This is a genomic window from Amycolatopsis roodepoortensis, from assembly GCF_024628825.1.
GTDB classification, from domain to species: domain Bacteria; phylum Actinomycetota; class Actinomycetes; order Mycobacteriales; family Pseudonocardiaceae; genus Amycolatopsis; species Amycolatopsis roodepoortensis.
The window spans coordinates 5,380,305-5,399,508 of sequence record NZ_CP102415.1 but is presented as its reverse complement, the minus strand read 5'-3'; the positions used below and the strand labels follow the sequence as shown (position 1 = coordinate 5,399,508).

General features: G+C 67.0%; 18 protein-coding genes and 2 tRNA genes. 5 read left to right on the top strand and 15 right to left on the bottom strand.

The genetic code is table 11. The annotated features are described in order from the left end of the window. Positions 1–46 precede the first annotated feature (46 nt). From NQK81_RS25700 to dnaA, 15 genes are all read right to left on the bottom strand, one after another. A complete protein-coding gene (locus tag NQK81_RS25700) occupies positions 47–559 on the bottom strand; it encodes a YbaB/EbfC family nucleoid-associated protein (protein ID WP_257483549.1) in 513 nt (170 codons plus the stop codon). Positions 560–568: 9 nt separating this feature from the next. Then, a complete protein-coding gene (locus NQK81_RS25695) occupies positions 569–1,606 on the bottom strand; it encodes a hypothetical protein (protein WP_257483548.1) in 1,038 nt (345 codons plus the stop codon). Between the two features lie 4 nt (positions 1,607–1,610). Continuing rightward, entirely contained in the window at positions 1,611–1,982 is a 372-nt protein-coding gene (locus tag NQK81_RS25690; RefSeq protein ID WP_126734767.1) for a hypothetical protein, read from the bottom strand. 97 nt (positions 1,983–2,079) lie between these two features. Then, positions 2,080–2,520, bottom strand: coding sequence for a hypothetical protein (locus NQK81_RS25685; RefSeq protein ID WP_257483547.1), 441 nt, complete (start codon positions 2,518–2,520; stop codon positions 2,080–2,082). A 65-nt stretch (positions 2,521–2,585) separates the two neighbouring features. Next, positions 2,586–2,658, bottom strand: a tRNA-Ala gene (locus NQK81_RS25680). A 37-nt stretch (positions 2,659–2,695) separates the two neighbouring features. After that, positions 2,696–2,884 carry a DLW-39 family protein gene (locus NQK81_RS25675; protein ID WP_034321928.1) on the bottom strand — a complete coding sequence of 63 codons (189 nt, stop codon included), beginning with the start codon at positions 2,882–2,884 and terminating at the stop codon, positions 2,696–2,698. Positions 2,885–3,226: 342 nt separating this feature from the next. After that, positions 3,227–3,300, bottom strand: a tRNA-Ile gene (locus NQK81_RS25670). Positions 3,301–3,347: 47 nt separating this feature from the next. Beyond that, complete coding sequence (locus NQK81_RS25665; protein WP_125679336.1) at positions 3,348–4,034, bottom strand: DUF3566 domain-containing protein; 687 nt, start codon at positions 4,032–4,034, stop codon at positions 3,348–3,350. 36 nt (positions 4,035–4,070) lie between these two features. Next, positions 4,071–6,596, bottom strand: coding sequence for a DNA gyrase subunit A (gene gyrA, locus NQK81_RS25660; protein WP_126734764.1), 2,526 nt, complete (start codon positions 6,594–6,596; stop codon positions 4,071–4,073). A 51-nt stretch (positions 6,597–6,647) separates the two neighbouring features. After that, complete coding sequence (gene gyrB, locus NQK81_RS25655) at positions 6,648–8,615, bottom strand: DNA topoisomerase (ATP-hydrolyzing) subunit B (RefSeq protein ID WP_257483546.1); 1,968 nt, start codon at positions 8,613–8,615, stop codon at positions 6,648–6,650. A 205-nt stretch (positions 8,616–8,820) separates the two neighbouring features. Next, positions 8,821–9,312: a DciA family protein gene (locus tag NQK81_RS25650; protein WP_192747980.1), complete on the bottom strand. Its 492-nt coding sequence runs from the start codon at positions 9,310–9,312 to the stop codon at positions 8,821–8,823. A gap of 275 nt (positions 9,313–9,587) precedes the next feature. Continuing rightward, positions 9,588–10,742, bottom strand: coding sequence for a DNA replication/repair protein RecF (recF, locus tag NQK81_RS25645; protein ID WP_126734762.1), 1,155 nt, complete (start codon positions 10,740–10,742; stop codon positions 9,588–9,590). Positions 10,743–10,751: 9 nt separating this feature from the next. Then, positions 10,752–11,642 carry a phosphogluconate dehydrogenase (NAD(+)-dependent, decarboxylating) gene (gene gnd, locus NQK81_RS25640; RefSeq protein ID WP_126734761.1) on the bottom strand — a complete coding sequence of 297 codons (891 nt, stop codon included), beginning with the start codon at positions 11,640–11,642 and terminating at the stop codon, positions 10,752–10,754. 37 nt (positions 11,643–11,679) lie between these two features. After that, complete coding sequence (gene dnaN, locus NQK81_RS25635; protein WP_020632653.1) at positions 11,680–12,813, bottom strand: DNA polymerase III subunit beta; 1,134 nt, start codon at positions 12,811–12,813, stop codon at positions 11,680–11,682. Between the two features lie 1,445 nt (positions 12,814–14,258). Beyond that, a complete protein-coding gene (gene dnaA / locus NQK81_RS25630) occupies positions 14,259–15,893 on the bottom strand; it encodes a chromosomal replication initiator protein DnaA (protein WP_126734760.1) in 1,635 nt (544 codons plus the stop codon). Between the two features lie 603 nt (positions 15,894–16,496). Here dnaA and rpmH point away from each other — a divergent pair. The 5 genes from rpmH to NQK81_RS25605 are packed head-to-tail and all read left to right on the top strand — an operon-like array spanning position 16,497 to position 19,062. Then, on the top strand, positions 16,497–16,640 hold the full coding sequence (gene rpmH / locus NQK81_RS25625) for a 50S ribosomal protein L34 (protein ID WP_005154511.1): 144 nt from the start codon (positions 16,497–16,499) through the stop codon (positions 16,638–16,640). Positions 16,641–16,663: 23 nt separating this feature from the next. Then, a complete protein-coding gene (gene rnpA, locus NQK81_RS25620) occupies positions 16,664–17,056 on the top strand; it encodes a ribonuclease P protein component (RefSeq protein ID WP_126734759.1) in 393 nt (130 codons plus the stop codon). Positions 17,057–17,060: 4 nt separating this feature from the next. After that, a complete protein-coding gene (yidD, locus tag NQK81_RS25615; protein ID WP_016338357.1) occupies positions 17,061–17,366 on the top strand; it encodes a membrane protein insertion efficiency factor YidD in 306 nt (101 codons plus the stop codon). A gap of 4 nt (positions 17,367–17,370) precedes the next feature. Beyond that, positions 17,371–18,474 (top strand): membrane protein insertase YidC, encoded by a 1,104-nt coding sequence (gene yidC / locus NQK81_RS25610; protein ID WP_257483545.1) that lies wholly within the window; start codon positions 17,371–17,373, stop codon positions 18,472–18,474. Between the two features lie 30 nt (positions 18,475–18,504). Next, positions 18,505–19,062, top strand: a complete 558-nt coding sequence (locus NQK81_RS25605; protein ID WP_126734757.1) for a Jag family protein — start codon at positions 18,505–18,507, stop codon at positions 19,060–19,062. Positions 19,063–19,204: the final 142 nt, after the last annotated feature.

Below are 19,204 nucleotides of genomic sequence, written 5' to 3'. Positions count from 1 at the left end.
CCCGGCGGCGGATGATCTCCGTCGCCGGGCCGGCATGCACGCCGTACTACCAGGAAGGCCGGTATCGCAGGCCTTGCTCGTAGTACTGATCGTCGGATTCGGCCGGCTCGGGCACCTCGTCCTCGGCGGGCCCCGCGGGTTCTTCCGAACGGTCCTTGAGCACCACGTTGTCGGCGCCCGCCGCCGGACGGCGAGACACCGGCGCCGATGGCGTGACGGTTTCCCCTTCCTGCTGGAGCGAAGGGGTGAAGCCGAGCCGCCAGCGGAGCCTGTCGGAGATGTAGCCGGCGTTACCGATCGGCGCCATCAGTTCCGCACTGCGTTTCGCGGAACCTTGCTGCGCCTCCTGGTAGGTCCGCATGACGGTGTCCGCGATCTCGGCGGGCGACATCCGCGATACGGCTTCGCTCACCCTGAGCCGCGTCATCACGCCGTCGGTGTTGACCGAAACGGAAACGGCACCGTCCGGCGAGGACGCGTCCACCGACAGGGCGGCCAGCGCCTCGAGCATCGCTTGCCGGTCGGCTGGTGGCTTCTTGGCCGCTGGTTTGTCAGCCACGATCCTCCGTCAATCGGTCGGCAGCGGGGAAAGTTCCATCGGCGGTTCCTGGAACTTGCCGTCGTTCGAGATGTCGACGTTCTTGTCCCGGACCCGCTTTTCCGTTCCCTTGTCGGTGTTCTCCGTTTCGAAGTTGCCGGGGTCGAACGTCTCACCCGGGCTGACGTCCGGCGGTTCGGGGATGATCGGCAGGTTGTTGATCTCGGTGTGGATCTTCGAGATCAGCGACTCCGCCGCGCGGAACATGGCTTCACGGAGGTTGACCACACCGTCGTGGAAGCTGTTGTAGATCATTTCGGGGCTGTCCCCGACGATCGAGGCGTTCTCGGAGATCAGGGTCGAGAGCCCGGCACCGGCAGCCGCACCGGCGACCTGGACCCCGTTCGCGGTGGTGAAGAACGTCGCCGCGGTGAGGGCGGCTCCGGCGGGCGGCACGGCCGCGACGAGCAAAGCCGCGACAGCACCGGCGAAACCCGCCGCCAACGCCTTCGTCAAGGCGGATTCGTCTTGGCGTTCCTGATCGTCCCGATACTTTTCCGCCGCGGTCAGGAAAGCGGCGGCGAGATTGCTCAGGTCGGCGCGCGCGGTCGCGATGGCGTCCCGCGCGGCCACGATGTCGGCTTCCAGCACCGTGAGTTTGGTGCCCACGCGGGAATAGGTGTTCACGAGACCCTGGATGTAACTCTTGGCGGTCTCGGCGCCTTCACCACGCCACTTGAGCAGCAGGACCAAGGACCGGTCGAGCGGCGCTTTCGTGTCCTGGAAAGCGTTCCAGAGGCCTTCGTAGGCCTCGATCATGGTCTGCAGGCTGTTCTCGCCGACGAGTTCCGCCTCGGAGAACTCGATGAAGAAGTCGCGGACCTGTTCCTTCAGGCCGCCGCTCAAATCGACGTCGCTGCCGAAGAACGGCGGGTAGAGGAGGTCCAATGCCGTGTAGGCCTTTTCCGCCCCCGCGGTGAGGTCGTGGGAGATGCCCTCGAGGAGTTTGCTGTGGTCGCCGAATCCGGAGTCGTTCTCCTCGTCCAGCGCGTTGAAGTACCCGTCCACGCCGCTACCCCTGGTTCCCATACGCAGCGCGGTTCACTCGCTGCTTGTTGTCCTCGTCCACCGATTCGTAAAGTTCGGCGACCCGTTCCAGGGCACGGGAGGCGTCCTGCGTGCTGCGGTGCAGTTTCGCGAGCATCTTCTCGACGGCCTGGCGGTGTTCCTCGTACGCCGCCGAAACCCCGCGCATGCCCAGGGTCTTCCCGAACGCGGTGTCGGGCGCGAAAAGGCTGGGGAGAAGGGCTCCCGTGACCGGGTCGGGCGCGGGCACGTCCTGCCCTCGCACGCCGGTATGGGCGGTACCGACTATGTCCGCGGCCTTCTGCAGTTCCTTGCTCGACAACCTGAGATCGTCGAGGTCGGTTTCGAAACTGACCATGTTCACCTCGCTGTCCGGATTCCACCCCCATGTAAGCAGCGTTGACTTGGCTGGGCGCAAGACTTTGTCATCCGCGTACGGTGACGAACGTCACCACTCAGACGCAGACCCAGCAGTAGAGGCGATCACCCCTGGTCCTCGCGGTGCGGGCGAGCTCCGCGAGGCCGGTCAGCATGGTGACCAGGTCGGCGGGATCGGCCTGACCACCGAACTCCTCGGTCCGGGACCAGGGCTCGGCCACCTCGCGCAGGCGTCCCTCATCGGCATCGGACAACGCGGCGGTCAGCTCGCCGGTCAGCGCGACGACCAGGCGCGAGCCACCGTCGGCCATGGCGACAGGTTCGATGGCGCGGCCGATGACGGTCTCGTAGTCGGCACCGGTGAGCAGGGATTCCAGCGTGCCCATTTGCACGAACGGGTCCACACCTTTGAGCGCGACGGTCGGGAAGGACGCCTCGTCCGGGCCGCCGACGAGGTCGATCGTGGTGGCCGCGGCGTCGTCGTCCGGCGCGGCGAAGTAGTCGAAGAGCACACCCATGCGCGCATTCTGCCCGGAAACGAAAAGACCACCCGGAGTACGGGTGGCCTTCGTGGATCCCAGTGTGGAGCTGAGGGGAATCGAACCCCTGACCCCCGCCTTGCAAAGGCGGTGCTCTACCAATTGAGCTACAGCCCCGGGTCGCAGGCGATCATGATAACCGCCCGCGCCGAAATCAGTTGTTGCGGGACGCGTCCGCGGCCTTGGCCGGAGCGCTTCCGTTCGTGGAAGCGGATCCCAGGGGGCGCTCGGTGGGAGCGGTGGCCTCACGCCAGAGGTCGGCCTCGGCCTTGGCTGCCTTGTTGCGCTTGATCACGAACAGCACGCCGCCCGCGATGACCGCGAGTGCCAACAGCTTCTTCATCAGAAGCCCCCTCTTTCCGCCGAGTTGCTCCGCTTACCCACCGATGCTACTGCACGCCGTTCTCCGGACGCCCGCTGCCCGACGTTCCACGTGGAACCGAAGACCCTGCCGGGAAGAGAAGGCCGGCAGGGTCCACCAGTCTCAACACGGGCACGCCACGGAACACTCCCGTGGCACGCATGACCTCGGCCACCTCGCGCTACCGGAAGACTGGACCGGCTGGACATCACACCCGAGCAGGAGGTACGCGTCTCCGAACTGCTCTTCGAGTTCCTGGCCGAACGAGAAGCAGCCGGGTAGCGAAAAAGCCGACCCGCGAGAATCGCGAACCGGCTTTCGGAGTGGGCCCACCAGGACTTGAACCTGGGACCTCTTCGTTATCAGCGAAGCGCTCTAACCGCCTGAGCTATGGGCCCGAACGAGGAGAAGATTACAGGACGCCTTCCGGCGCCCTGCAACCGGGTCACTCTCGTTCGGAAAGGGTCACTTCCAGGCCTCCGGCGAGGTCGGCGGAGACGTTGTAGATGAAGGCGCTGACGGTGGCCAGCGCCGAGATCAGCACGATGTTGATGGCGCCGAGGATGGCCGCGATCCCGAAGACGCGGCCGGCGCTGATCAACGGGTCGGCCGGCGCGTCGGCCCCTTCGCCGCCGACGAGCGACGAGTAGGTCCCGTTGAGTTTGTCCCAGACGCCCATGCCGTCGAGGACGGTGTAGAGGACGCCGACGGCGACGAGCCACACGAAGAACAGCGCGACGCCGAGGACGAGGGACAGTTTCAGCACCGACCAGGGGTCGAAGCGTTTGATCTGCAGGCTGGCGCGACGCGGTCCGCGGCCGGGGCGGCGGAGGGCGGTCGGCGCGGCACGGGTGCGGGAGGCCGACGGGATGGCGGAGGGGGCGGGGTCGCCCTCTCCGCTGTCGCCGAAAAGCCTCTTCGCGGCTGTGCCGCTGACCCCGTGATAGTCGGTCACGGTCGTCGCGTCCCGCTTCGGGTCCGAGTGGGCCACGTCTTCGGTGGCGACCGAAGACACCGAGACCGTCTGCTCGCTGGAGCCTTCGGGTTCCCCGGCGCCGCTGTCGCGCTGCCAGGGCGGGCTCGACGAACCCGCCTGTGCGCCGCCTGCTTCGGGCTTCTCGGATGGTGTCACGAGGTGTCAGTCCTTACCCAGTACGTGGGGCGTCGTCTACTCCTGCTCCGACGCCGGGGTTTCTTCTCCTTCAGTACTACCTGCAGTGGCGACGTCCGAGGGCTCGTCCGCGTTGCGTGCGACCGCGAGAAGAGTTGTTCCTTCGTCGAGATTCATCAGCCGCACTCCCTTCGTCTGCCTGCCTGCCTTGCGCACCTGTCCGGCCGAAGTCCGGATCACCCCGCCGCTGGAGGTGATCGCGTACAGCTCGTCTTCGGCGTCGACGATGACCGCGCCCACCAGCCTGCCACGTTTCTGGTCGTACTGAATGGTGAGCACACCCTTGCCGCCGCGGCCTTGCACCGGGTAGTCGTCGGTCGGCGTGCGCTTGGCGTAGCCGCCGGCGGTGGCGACGAGGAGGAACCGGTCCGGCTGGACGACGTTGATGCCGAGCAGTTCGTCGCCGTCGTTGAACCGCATGCCCAGCACACCGGACGTCGCGCGGCCCATGGGACGCAGGGCCTCGTCGGTGGCGTGGAAGCGGATCGACTGGCCTTCCGCGGAGACGAGGAGCAGGTCGTCCTCGGCGGCCGCGAGGACCGCGCCGACCAGTTCGTCGCCTTCGCGCAGGTTGACGGCGATGAGGCCGCCGGCGCGGTTGGAGTCGAAGTCGGTGAGCTTGGTCTTCTTCACCAGGCCGCGGCGGGTCGCGAGCACGAGGTACGGGGCGACCTCGTAGTTCGGGATCTCGATGACCTGGGCGATCTGCTCGTCGGGCTGGAACGCGAGCAGGTTCGCGACGTGCTGGCCGCGCGCGTTGCGGTTGGCCTCGGGCAGGTCGTACGCCTTCGCCCGGTACACGCGGCCCTTGTTCGTGAAGAACAGGATCCAGTCGTGCGTCGAGCAGACGAAGAAGTGCTGGACGATGTCGTCCTGTTTGAGGGTCGCGCCCTGTACGCCCTTGCCGCCGCGTTTCTGCGAGCGGTACAGATCGGTTTTCGTCCGCTTGGCGTAACCCGTGCGGGTGATCGTGACGACGACGTCCTCGACCGCGATGAGGTCTTCGACCGAGACCTCGCCGTCGAACGGGATGATCTTGGTGCGCCGGTCGTCGCCGTACTTGTCGACGATCTCCTGCAGTTCCTCGGCGATGATCGCGCGCTGCCGCTCGGGCTTCTCGAGGATGTCCTTGAGGTCGGCGATCTCGAGTTCGATCTCGGCGAGGGTGTCGATGATCCGCTGCCGCTCCAGTGCCGCGAGGCGGCGGAGCTGCATGTCGAGGATCGCGGTGGCCTGGATCTCGTCGACGTCCAGCAGGCTCATCAGGGCGGGCCGGGCCTCTTCGGCCGAGGGCGAGCGCCGGATGAGGGCGATGACCTCGTCGAGCATGTCCAGCGCCTTGACCAGACCGCGCAGGATGTGGGCGCGTTCCTCGGCCTTGCGCAGCCGGAAGCGGGTCCGGCGGACGATGACGTCGATCTGGTGCTTCACGTAGTGCCGGATCATCTGGTCCAGCCGCAGCGTGCGGGGCACGCCGTCGACCAGGGCCAGCATGTTGACACCGAAGTTCTGCTGCAGCTGGGTGTGCTTGTACAGGTTGTTCAGCACGACCTTGGCGACCGCGTCACGTTTGATCGTGACGACGATCCGCATGCCGCTGCGGCTGTTGGACTCGTCGGCGATGTCGGAGATGCCGGTGAGCTTGCCGTCGCGGACCAGGTTCGCGATGTTCTCGACCAGGTTGTCCGGGTTGACCTGGTACGGCAGCTCGGACACGACCAGGATCGTGCGGCCCTTGGCGTCCTCTTCGACCTCGACGACCGCGCGCATGCGCACGGAACCGCGGCCGGTGCGGTACGCGTCCTCGATCCCGGAGTTGCCGAGGATCATCGCCCTGGTCGGGAAGTCCGGGCCCTTGATCCGGACCAGCAGCGCGGCGAGCAGCTCGTCGTCGCTGGCCTCGAAGTTCTCCAGCGCCCATTTGACGCCGTCGGCGACCTCGCGCAGGTTGTGCGGCGGGATGTTGGTCGCCATCCCGACCGCGATCCCGGAACCGCCGTTGACCAGCAGGTTCGGGAACCGCGACGGCAGGACGTCGGGCTCCTGGGTGCGGCCGTCGTAGTTGTCGGAGAAGTCGACGGTCTCTTCTTCGATGTCCTGCAGCATGTGCATCGCGAGATGCGCCAGCCGGGACTCGGTGTACCGCATGGCGGCGGCGGGGTCGTTACCCGAGGAACCGAAGTTGCCCTGGCCGTCGATCAGCGGGTACCGCAGCGACCACGGCTGCGCGAGCCGCACGAGCGCGTCGTAGATCGCGGAGTCACCGTGCGGGTGGTAGTTGCCCATCACGTCGCCGACGACGCGGGAGCACTTGTTGTACCCGCGGTCGGGGCGGAAGCCGGAGTCGAACATCGAGTACAGCACGCGGCGGTGCACCGGCTTGAGGCCGTCCCGCACGTCCGGCAGCGCCCGCGACACGATGACGCTCATCGCGTAGTCGATGTAGGAGCGCTGCATCTCCTGCTGGATGTCGACCGGCTCGATCCGGTCGTGGTCCGGAGCCGGCGGCAAGGTTTCCGTCATGAGGTCCTTCTCGTGGGAGCAGTCCTAAGGGGACAAAAGAGCGGGACGTCGCTAGACGTCGAGGAAGCGCACGTCCTTGGCGTTACGCGTGATGAAGGAGCGGCGCGCTTCGACGTCCTCGCCCATCAGGACGGAGAACAGGTCGTCGGCCTGCGCGGCGTCGTCCAGGGTGACCTGGCCGAGCAGCCGGTTCGCCGGGTCCATCGTGGTCTCCCACAGCTCTTCGGCGTTCATCTCGCCGAGACCCTTGTAGCGCTGGATCGCGTCGTCCTTCGGCAGCTTCCGGCCTGCCTCGACACCCGCCTGGATGACGGCGTCGCGTTCCTTGTCGGAGTAGGCGTACTCCGGGTCCTGCCGCGGCCACTTGATCTTGTACAGCGGCGGGCGCGAGAGGAACACGTGTCCGTGCTCGATCAGCGGGGGCATGAACCGGAACAGGAAGGTGAGCAGCAGCGTGGTGATGTGCTGGCCGTCCACGTCGGCGTCGGCCATCAGCACGATCTTGTGGTAGCGCAGCTTCTCGATGTCGAACTCTTCGTGGATACCGGTGCCGAGCGCGGTGATCAGCGACTGGACCTCGGTGTTCTTGAGGACGCGGTCGATCCGGGCCTTCTCGACGTTGATGATCTTGCCGCGGATCGGCAGGATCGCCTGGTACATCGAGTCGCGGCCTTCCTTGGCCGAACCGCCCGCCGAGTCACCCTCGACGATGTAGAGCTCGCATTCCGACGGGTTGGTCGAGCGGCAGTCCTTGAGCTTGCCGGGCAGCCCGCCGATCTCCAGCGCTCCCTTGCGGCGGACCAGGTCGCGCGCCTTGCGGGCGGCCATCCGCGCCTGCGCCGAGGAGATCGACTTGTTGATGATCGTCTTCGCCTCGGTGGGGTTGCGCTCGAACCAGTCGGCCAGCCATTCGTTCGAGGTCTGCTGCACGAACGTCTTGGCCTCGCTGTTGCCCAGCTTGGTCTTGGTCTGGCCTTCGAACTGCGGCTCGGAGAGCTTGATCGAGACGATCGCGGCGAGCCCCTCGCGCACGTCGTCACCGGAGAGGTTGGCGTCCTTCTCCTTGAGCAGCTTCTTCTCGCGCGCGTACGCGTTGACGACGCGGGTGAGCGCGGCGCGGAAGCCCTCTTCGTGCGTGCCGCCCTCGTGCGTGTTGATCGTGTTGGCGAAGGTGTACACCGACGGCGTGAAGCCGTTGTTCCACTGCATGGCGACCTCGACCTCGAGGCCGGTGCCCTTGGCCTCGAAGGAGATCACGGACGCGTGGATCGGGTCCTTGCTGCCGTTGATGTGCTTGACGAAGTCTTCGAGACCGCCCGGGTAGCAGTAGGTCTTCTCCTTGACCCGCGCCGCCTGGCCGGAAGCGTCGGCTTCGGTCTCTTCGTCGGCGACGCGCTCGTCGCGCAGCGAAAGGGTCAGGCCCTTGTTGAGGAAGGCCATCTCCTGGAGACGCCGGGAGATCGTCTCGAAGTTGTACGTCGTGGTCTCGAAGATGTCGCCGTCGGCCCAGAAGGTGATCGTGGTGCCGGTCTCGTCGGCGGGGCCGAGATCCTCCAGCTCACCGGGGATCTGGTCGGTGTACACCTGACGCCAGCTGCGCCCGCCGTACTTGACCTCGGCGACGAGCTTGGTCGAGAGCGCGTTCACCACGGAGACGCCGACACCGTGCAGACCACCGGAGACCGCGTAGGAGTCGCTGTCGAACTTGCCGCCCGCGTGGAGCACGGTGAGCACGACCTCGAGGGTCGGCTTCATCTCCTTGGGGTGCATGTCGACCGGGATGCCGCGGCCGTCGTCCACGACGCGCACCCCGCCGTCGGCCAGCAGGGTAACCTCGACCTTGGTCGCGTGGCCGGCCATCGCCTCGTCGACGGAGTTGTCGACCACCTCCTGGACGAGGTGGTGGAGGCCGCGTTCACCGGTGGAACCGATGTACATACCGGGACGCTTGCGGACGGCTTCGAGGCCTTCGAGCACCGTGATCGACGACGCGTTGTACTCGCTCTTGTTCTCGGTCACAGGCGTTGATTCTCCTCGTCTCGCCCGAGCGGACGCTCGCTCATCCCCAGTGTACTTGGCCGCGTTCGCAGACATGCGGCAAGGACACCCCTGATTTGCTCACAGGCGCGCTAATTCGTTCGAAGAAGAGTCTTGACGTTCGCGAAGCGCTCTGGGCGCGTTCTCGGGGCGCTGGTGGCACAGTCCCGGCGAAGCGCAACTCGGATCAGCCGTACGTGTCACGCGGGCCGCGGCCCGGCACGTGCCGGGGCCCTTTCCGCCAGCTCGGCGCCGTCGGCCCCTGGATCCGCATCTTCTTCACTACGCCGTGCCCGACACCCTTCGCGATCTTCGCCAGCAGCTGCCCCTGGAGCAGGCGAAGCTGCGTCGCCCACGCCGTCGAGCTCGCTCGCACGGTCAGCTCGCCGTCCTTCAAGGCCACCGGCTGGGCGTGTTCGGCGACCTCTTCACCCACAAGCCGCGTCCAGCTCCCGAAGACCTGGCCGTTGGCCAGCCGCGTGTTCCAGCCGCGGTCGACCGCGATCCGGGAGGCGAGCCTGCCGAGCGGTTGCGGGTCGCGGGCGTCGGCACCCGGCCCTGACCAGCGACGACGTCGCGGGCTCTGCCCGGCCGAACCGGCTCCCCCTCCGGTGATACGGCCGCGGCGGACGCCCGGTTCAACTCCACGGGCCTTGGCTTTCGCCTTCGCGGCGTCCAGCGCGGCGCGCGCGAGGTCACGCCCCGTCGCCGGCTCCTTGCTTTCGGTATCGGTTGCACCGTTCGATACCGCAGTGGGTTCACGCTGCGTATCGAACAGGGCTCCCTCACCCGGGTTACCGCCCGAGTGGGGGGTGTCAAGCCGCTTATCAGGCCCCTTGGTCACGCGGGGCGATAACGCTTTCCTGGTGTTATCCACACTGTCCACAGGTTTGTCCCCAGATCGGTGGGCAACTGCTGTGGCGCCGGTCACCCGGGGTGTCCGCTGCCCGCCGATCACCCTCGGTTGATCTCACCATCCGCCACGAGGAACCGGTGTCCGGCCAGTTCGGCGGGCACGTCCTCGTCCACGGCGGCGGTCACCAGCACCTGCTCGGCGCCTGCCGCCACCTCCGCCAGCCGGGCCCGGCGACGCCGGTCCAGCTCGGCGAACACATCATCCAGCAGGAGCACCGGTTCCCCGGCCTCGCCACGCAGGAGCTCGTAGCTTCCCAGACGCAACGCGAGGGCGAACGACCAGGACTCCCCATGGCTCGCGTAGCCCTTGGCCGGCGCTTCGCCGAGGATGAGATCCAGCTCGTCCCGGTGCGGGCCGACCATGCTCACCCCGCGCTCCAGCTCCAGGTTCCGCGACCGTTTCAGCGCCTCGACCAGCACATCCTTGAGTACCGCTTGGTCGGCGCGAGGACCGTCGGGATCCCCGTAACCCTCCGGCATCGCTTCGCCGAGGCTCGACTTGTACGCGATCTTCGCCGGACGAGAGTCGGGCGCGACCCCCATGTACGCGGCGGCCGCGTACGGCGCGAGATCCGCGATCAGGTTGAGCCGGGCGGCCAGCAGCGCGGCGCCCGCCACCGACAGGTGGTCGTCCCAGACGTCGAGCGTCGACAACGCGTACGGGTCTTCGCGTCCCGTACGCCGCTTGCCCGCCGTCTTGAGCAGGGCGTTCCGCTGCTTCAGCACCTTCTCGTAGTCGGCGCGGACCCCGGCGTACCGGGGAGCGCGCAGCACGAGGAGCTCGTCCATGAAGCGGCGGCGCTCCCCGGGATCCCCGCGCACCAGCGCCAGATCCTCCGGCGAGAACAGCACGGTGCGCAGGATTCCGAGGACATCGCGGGGCTTGCCGACCGCGCCGCGGTTGACCCGCGCGCGGTTCGCCTTGCCGGGCGTGATCTCCAGCTCGACCGTCAGCTCGCGGTCGTCGTTGACCACCGCGACCCTGATCAGCGCGCGTTCGCACCCGTGCCGCACCAACGGCGCGTCGGTCGCGACGCGGTGCGAGCCGAGGGTCGCGATGTAGCCGATCGCCTCCAGGAGGTTCGTCTTGCCGCGGCCGTTCTGTCCGACGAGGACGGTCGGGCCGGGTTCGAGCGCGAGATCGGCTTGTGGCCAGGACCGGAAGTCGGTGACCTGGAGGTGTCTGAGGTACAACCGTCCTGCCTAGTCGCCGGCTTTCTTGACGGCGTGCCCGCCGAACTGGTTGCGCAGCGCGGCCACGGCCCGCATGGCGGCGGAATCCTCCTGGCGCGAAGCGAACCGGGCGAACAGCGCGGCCGAGATGACCGGCGCCGGGACAGCGTTGTTGATCGCCTCTTCCAGCGTCCACCGGCCTTCGCCGGAATCCTCGACGTAGCCCTCGAGGTCGTCCAGCTCCGGGTCCTCGTCGAGGGCGCGGACGAGCAGGTCGAGCAGCCACGAGCGGACGACGGTCCCCCGCTGCCAGCCCTTGATCACCGCGGGCACGTTCTCGACGACCTTCGCGGCTTCGAGCAGCTCGAAGCCTTCGGCGAAGGCCTGCATCATGCCGTACTCGATGCCGTTGTGGATCATCTTCGCGTAGTGACCGGAGCCTACGGCGCCGGCGTGCGAGAAGCCTTCGTCACGCGGGCCTTCGGGACGAAGCGCGTCGAAGATCGGCATGGCCTTCTCGACGTCCGAAGCCGCGCCGCCGACCATCAGGCCGTAGCCGTTGTCCTTGCCCCACACGCCACCGGAAACCCCGCAGTCGAGGTAGCCGATCTTCTTCGTCGCGAGCAGGTCCGCGTTGATCCGGTCGTCGGTGTACTTCGAGTTGCCGCCGTCGATCACGAGGTCGCCCTCGGACAGCAGGTTGCCGAGCTCCGCGACGGTCTGCCGGGTGGGTTCGCCGGCGGGCACCATGATCCAGACGATCCGCGGACCGTCCAGTTTGGACACCATGTCCTCGAGTGAGGTGGAGTCGGTGACGTCGGGGTTGCGGTCGTAACCGATCACCTCGTGACCGGCCGCGCGCAGCCGCTCACGCATGTTGAACCCCATTTTGCCGAGGCCGATGAGTCCCAGCTGAGCCATGAAGATCCCCTTTGGTGCGAACAGAATTGGCGGCCGGTCAGCCCGGAAGGCGAACCGGCATCAGGAGGTACAGGTAGCCGGGGACGACGTTGCCCTCCTCGTCGGCCGGCTTGATCAGCGCCGGCCGGTTCGGGGTGGTGAACGTCAGTTCCGCCCGGTTCGCGTTCAGCGCGCCGAGCCCGTCGACGAGGTAACCCGGGTTGAACGCGATGGTCACCGGCTCACCCTCGTAGTCGACCTGAAGCTCTTCTTCGGCCGAACCCTCGTCGTCGCCGCCGGCGGACAGGCGCAGCGAACCGTCGTTGAACTCCAGCCGCACCTGGGTGCCACGCTCGGCGACGAGCGAAACACGCTTGATGGACTCGGCGAGCGCGGAGACCTCGATGACCGCGCGCGAGGTGTGCTGCGCGGGCAGCAGCTGCCGGTACGGCGGGAACTCCGCGTCGAGGAGGCGGGTGGTGGTGTAGCGGCCGGAACCCGAGAGACCGAGAAGGCCTTCGCCGCTGGCGAGCGCGAGCCGGATCTTGGCACCGCTGGCGCCGAGCGTCTTCGCGGCCTCGGCGAGCGTGCGCGCCGGGACGAGCACGGCGGCGTCGGACAGGCCCTCGGCCGGCTCCCAGGTGAACTCGCGCATCGCGAGGCGGAAGCGGTCGGTGGCGACCAGGGTCAGCGAAGAGCCGGAGATCTCCAGCCGCATCCCGGTCAGCATCGGGAGGGTGTCGTCCTTGCCCGCGGCGACGACGACCTGGGTGACGGCCTGGCCGAACGCGTCACCGGTGAGTTCACCGGCGAAGGCGGGCTGGGACGGGAGCTGCGGGTAGTCCTCGACCGGCATGGTCGGCAGGGAGAAGCGCGCGGAGCCGCAGGTGATGGTGGCGCGGGCGCCGTCGACGGAGATCTCGACCGGCTGCGCGGGCAGCGACTTGGTGATGTCGGCCAGCAGACGGCCGGAGACCAGCAGACGGCCGCCGTCGGCGATGGTGGCCGGGACGCCGACCGTGGCGGAGACCTCGTAGTCGAATCCGGAGACGGTGAGGGCGTCACTCGTCCCGTCGGATCCCGCATCGAGCAGGACACCGCCCAGCACCGGGACCGGAGGCCGCGACGGGAGGCTTCTCGCCACCCACGCGACGGCGTCGGCCAGCCCGTCACGCTCGACGCGGATCTTCATGCGCGCTTCCTTTCGACAGCCGAGCCCCTGACGGCTCGAAAGCTCAACGGGTCACCTCGGCCGGAGAGCGCGATGGCCAGGTGCCTCGCAGGTGTTGTTCGGCCCGAGCGAGGACGCGGACGCACGTCGACACGCAGACCAGGTGCAGGGACCCACGTTAGGCCGTCCCCGGGGTCCGCGTCACCTCGGCCTCCCCTTGCTTTTGTCGACAAGACGACACGGCTCTCCGGCTGTCCCCAGATTCGTCCTTCGCCTGTTTTTGTTTTGTTCTCTTCTAGAGAAGAAGAAAAGACAGCAGTAGTAATAGGCGTTGTGGATTGTGTGGACAAGGCTCGTTCGCGCAGGTCCGGGCGCCTCGGAGGCTGTGGACTCCGGGTGTGTACGGACGGTGGACAGCTCGGGCCGTCCGTGGATGGATTCGGGCGGCGCTCGATCTGTCCACAGTCATCCACAGTTGTCCCCACGGTTATCCCCAGTTGTGTGCCGGTTTGTACCCAGGGTTGTGGGCGGCGTTCGTGACCGGAATCGCTCGGGAGAGTGATCCGTGCAGCCCGCGTCACCCTTGTGCACAAGATGTGGGCAACCTGGGGACAGGGTGTGGATCTTGGTGTGGAAATGCTGTGGATTCCCTGTGAGTGCGATGTGGACGGAAACCCGGTCGCCGCAGCTCCCGAACCCACCGGAGTTGTGCACAGTCTGCCCACACCCTGTGGATTCCCTTTGTACACAAGGAAAAACGCGAAGCACACCGAGGCTGCTTCGCGTCCTTCGCCGCTTCTCCGCCTACGCGTGCTTCGGGCCTATGTGGACACTAAGAAGGGCTCCCACCTACCGGCGAGAGCCCCGAAACCCTTGTCGGCCAAGGGATTGATACTCGAATGACCCAACGGTCTCCCCAAGGGCGCCCCGCGCCCGACGGAGACTTCACCGTCGAGCGCCCTCTTTCGGGCCGAAGGCCCACGAAAACGCGATGAAGGGGCGCCTTCCCGCTCACCTCGAGGTGGAAGCGGAACGACGCCCCTTCGGCGCGCTTTTCGTCAGCGCTCGACAGAGAACACAGTCAGCGCTCGACAGAGAACACAGTCAGCGCTCGACAGAGAACACAGTCAGCGCTCGACAGAGAACACAGTCAGCGCTCGACAGAGAACACAGTCAGCGCTCGACAGAGAACACAGTCAGCGCTCGACAGAGAACACAGTCAGCGCTCGACAGAGAACACAGTCAGCGCTCGACAGAGAACACAGTCAGCGCTCGACAGAGAACACAGTCAGCGCTCGACAGAGAACACAGTCAGCGCCCGACAGAGAACACAGTCAGCGCTCGACAGAGAACACAGTCAGCGCTCGACAGAGAACACAGTCAGCGCTCGACAGAGAACACAGTCAGCGCTCGACAGAGAACACAGTCAGCGCTCGACAGAGAACACAGTCAGCGCCCGACAGATATCACTGCCGTGCTCGTTGCTTGATCCTCGATGTCAGTTCCTGCACCTGGTCGTAGATGCGGCGCCGTTCGGCCATCTCCTTGCGGATCTTCTTGTCCGCGTGCATGACGGTCGTGTGGTCGCGGCCGCCGAAGGTCTGCCCGATCTTCGGCAGCGACATGTCGGTCAGCTCGCGGCAGAGGTACATCGCGATCTGGCGCGCGGTCGCGAGCGCCTTCGTCTTGCCGGGGCCGCAGAGGTCGTCGAGGGTCACGTCGAAGAACTCGGACGTGACGCCCATGATGGTCGGCGCGGTGATCTCCGGGGCGTGCGAATCCGGGATGAGGTCCCGGAGCACGATCTCGGCGAGCGCGACGTCGACGGGCTGCTGGTTCAGCGACGCGAAGGCGGTGACGCGGATGAGCGCGCCTTCGAGTTCCCGGATGTTCGCCTCGACGCGCGAAGCGATGAACTCCAGGACCTCGCCGGGAACCGCGAGCCGGTCCTGTGCGGCCTTCTTGCGAAGGATCGCGATCCGGGTTTCGAGTTCCGGCGGCTGGATGTCGGTGATGAGGCCCCACTCGAACCGCGTGCGCAACCGGTCTTCCAGCGTTTCGAGGCGCTTCGGCGGGCGGTCGGAGGAGACGACGATCTGCTTGTTCGCGTTGTGGAGGGTGTTGAAGGTGTGGAAGAACTCTTCCTGCGTACCTTCTTTGCCTTCCAGGAACTGGATGTCGTCGACGAGCAGGATGTCGATGTCGCGGTAGCGGCGCTGGAACGCGACCTTGCGGTCGTCGCGCAGCGAGTTGATGAAGTCGTTGGTGAACTCTTCGGTCGACACGTACCGCACGCGCATGCCGGGGAACAGCCGCTGGGCGTAGTGCCCGACCGCGTGCAGCAGGTGGGTCTTCCCGAGTCCGGACTCTCCCCAGATGAACAACGGGTTGTACGCGCGCGCCGGTGCTTCGGCGACGGCGACCGCGGCCGCGTGCGCGAAGCGGTTCGACGCGCCGATCACGAACGTGTCGAACGTGTACTTCTCGTTCAGCTTCGTCTTCGACGTCTGCGGCTGCGCCGGCGCGGTGTACGGCTGGCCCGCGATCGGCTGCCCGGAGAAGGTCGGCCAGATCTCGGTCACGGCGGCGAGGGCCTCGCCCTCTTCGTCGACTTCTTCATCGCTGTCATCGCCATCGTTGAGGCTGTTGTCCACCGGCTGCTGCCTCGGCGGCCTCGGTTTCGGAGGCTCGGGCCGGGGCCTGGTCGGGGACAGCATGCCGTCGCCGTCGGGCAGCGGAGGAGTACCCGGCACCGGACCGGAACCGTTTTCCACCCGGCTGGGTGACGTCGGTTCGTAGCGGGGGCCGGGCGAGGGCGGCGGCGGAGGCATCGACGGCTCGGTGCTGTCGACCTTCACCGCGAGCGAGACCGCGCGGCCGAGCCGGCGCGAAAGGGCCTCGGTGATTGCGCCGCGGAGGGCGCGCTCGATCGCTTCCTTGGCGAAGTCACTGGGGGCGGCGAGGAGCGCGGTGCCGTCGAGCAGGCCGATCGGCCGGGTCACCCGCATCCAGGCGCGCTGCTGCGGGGAGAGGGTGCCATCCGACAGCTCGCGCACGACCTGTTCCCAGATGACGCCAAGATTGTGCTGGTGATCGGACACCTGCCTGACTCCCCTCCCCTCATCGGTGCGCTGCGGCGAGATCACTCAGCGGCCCGAAACGCCGGGTCGAGCGTCATCCTGGCCCGATCGACTCATGCGCACAGCAAATATCCACATAGTTGTCCACAGCTGTGCACTAATGTACGGCGGCCCGCGGTGACGCCACCTGCGGGCTCGACGTATGCCGACGGGACGCCTCCACATCCCCAAGGACACCCGGGCGCCTGCACCGTTCCACCTCGGCGAAAACCCGGGAGGGGCACGCTAACAAGCCCCGCTCGTTGCCACAAGGCATCCTCGCGCGCAAGCATTTCACGGTGTACGGCGTGTTGCCATTCGATGCCCTCGCGTCGTCGGTGATCACTCTCCACGTACCGTCGCGGTGCGTGGTCGAGGGGGTGCCTGCCGGGCTCGGGCGGTGGGTGCGTACCCTCGTAAGGTCTCCCGTATACAGCGGGGGCGTTTCGCGTGCCCACGTTGTCGTCGCTCGACGTGACGAGGCCACACGTTGGTAGGAGACACCAGAGACTGCCGTGCGTCAGCACGACACGCCAGGAACGGGTCGAACCGTTCCCGGCGGCCGAGAAACAGGAGAAGTTAGTCGTGAGCAAGGGTAAGCGCACCTTCCAGCCGAACAACCGCCGCCGCGCCCGGGTCCACGGATTCCGGCTGCGCATGCGGACCCGCGCCGGCCGGGCCATCCTGGCGGCTCGTCGTCGCAAGGGCCGCGGCGCGCTGTCCGCCTGATCCGGCCGTCGTCGAGGGACGTCGTGCTGCCGGCCGCCGCGAGGTTGCGGCGCAGTGAGGATTTCCGTGCCGTGATGCGGCGTGGGGCCAAGGCAGGCAGGCGCCGCCTCGTCGTCCATGCGTTGACCACGGACCCGCCCGATGCCGCCGAAGCGGCGCGGGCGGGTTTTGTGGTGAGCAAGGCCGTGGGGAACTCGGTGGTCCGCCACCGCGTCACCCGCCGGTTGAGGCATCTTGTTTCCGCCAGGCTCGGAACACTGCCGCCGGGCAGCTCGTTGGTGATACGGGCACTACCTCCGGCCGCGGACGCGTCCAGCGCGGAACTCGGTTCGGACCTCGACGCGTCGTTGCGGCGCCTCGGGCTGTCCGGGAAGTCCCGCCAGACGCGACCACCCGACAACGGATCAGCGGTGTAACGGCATGCGAGCCACCGAGAACGAGACCACCGAAGACGCCCGGCCCGGACCGGTGGCATGGGTGCTGCTCCTGCCCATCAAGCTGTACCGCAAGGCGATCTCCCCCTTCCTTCCTCCGGCGTGCCGGTTCTACCCGAGCTGTAGCGCGTACGCCGTCGAGGCACTGACCCGGCACGGCGCCGGCCGCGGCACTTATCTCGCGGTCCGGCGCCTGCTGCGCTGTGGCCCGTGGACCATGCCCGGGCGCGACCCGGTACCCGAGACGTTCTCGTGGCGCCACCGCCGACCTGAAACACCGATCGAGGAGTAGCTCAGTGCTCGACTTCATCTACTACCCTGTGTCCTTCATCTTGTGGTGTTGGCACAAGGTCTTCGGGTTCGTGTTCGGCGAGGCGAACGCGTTCTCCTGGGTCCTCGCGATCATCTTCCTCACGTTCACGGTCCGCGGCATCATGTTCAAGCCGTTCGTGAACCAGGTCCGGTCGATGAAGAAGATGCAGGACTTCGCGCCGGAAATGAAGAAGATCCAGAAGAAGTACGCCAACGACCGGCAGCGCCAGGCGATGGAGATGCAGAAGCTCCAGAAGGAGCACGGCGTCAACCCGCTGGGCAGCTGCCTGCCGATGCTGCTGCAGATCCCGGTCTTCATCGGTCTGAACCACGTCCTGCGGATGTTCACCATCAACCCGTACGGCGGCCCCAAGACCGAGAACTACTTCTTCGATCAGGCCGGCGTCGAGTCGTACGTCCACGCGAAGCTGTTCGGCACCAACCTCGGTGACGCCATCTACACCGGTGTCGACATGGTCAGCGGTGGCAACGCGGAGACCGGCTTCCACTGGGGTGTCGCCCCGGTCGCGATCCCGCTGATGATCGTCGCGAGCATCGCCACGCACCTCACCGCGCGTCACTCGGTCCAGCGCCAGAACCCCGAGTCGGCCACGCCGCAGACCGCGATGATGAACAAGTTGACGATGTACATCTTCCCGCTCGGTGTCCTCATCTTCGGTGCGCTCTTCCCGATCGGTCTGCTCATCTACTGGCTCGCCAACAACGGCTGGACCCTGATGCAGCAGCGCCTCGTCTACACGAAGATCGACAAGGAAGAAGAGGCCCGCAAGGCGGCCGAGAAGGAGAAGCGCTCGAACCTCGGCCCGAAGCCCGGCCAGAAGCCGACCGCGCCGCGCCCCGGTCAGAAGCCGGTCCAGCAGAAGAGGAACAAGCAGTCCTCCGGCGGTCAGGTCAAGAAGGCGGGCTCGCCGCACGGTTTCGCCCAGACCGACTCCTCCCCCGCGGAGAAGAAGGACGCCAAAGACGGAACGGCCGAGTCGTCCACGAACGGCTCGAAGGAGAACGGTGCGGACGTGCCCGGTCTCATCTCGGACTCGACTAAGAAATCGGGCCGGAAGCGTCGCTGACGCCGATCCGGGCCGGAGAGGAGACCAGTAATGGCGGAGACGATCGACACGATCGACGCCGAGGAGAACAGCGCGGCCGAGGTTGAGGGCGCCGCTGAAGAGACCGCTCGCAAGGGAGGTGTCGACGACGACGTCCTCGTGAAGGAGGGCGACATCGCCGGTGACTACCTCGAGCGGTTGCTCGACCTTTTGGACTACGACGGCGACATCGACCTCGATGTCGAAGCGGGCCGCGCGATCGTCAGCATCGACGGCGGCGAAGACCTGGAGAAGCTCGTCGGCGCTCGCGGCACCGTCCTCGAGGCGCTGCAGGAGCTGACGCGTCTGGCGGTGCAGCAGGAGACCGGTTCGCGTAGCCGGCTGATGCTGGACATCGCGGGCTGGCGTGCGGACCGTCGCGAGGAGCTCCGCGAGCTCGGCCGCTCGACCGCCGAGACGGTGCTCTCCTCCGGTGAGCGTGTCCGGCTGCAGCCGATGAGCCCGTTCGAGCGGAAGGTCGTGCACGACGCGGTCGCCGCCGTCGACGGGGTCAAGAGCGAGAGCGAAGGAGAGGATCCGAAGCGCCGGGTCGTCATCTTCCCCGCCTGACGGTTTACTCGAACGAAGCGGCCCGCCGGTCATCCGGCGGGCCGCTTCGTCGTTTCCGGGGCGAATTACACGCGTGGCGTTTCACGTGAAACGCGGCGAGCACCACGGCCGCTGTCTTGAGCGAGATTCCCAGTCGCCCCGC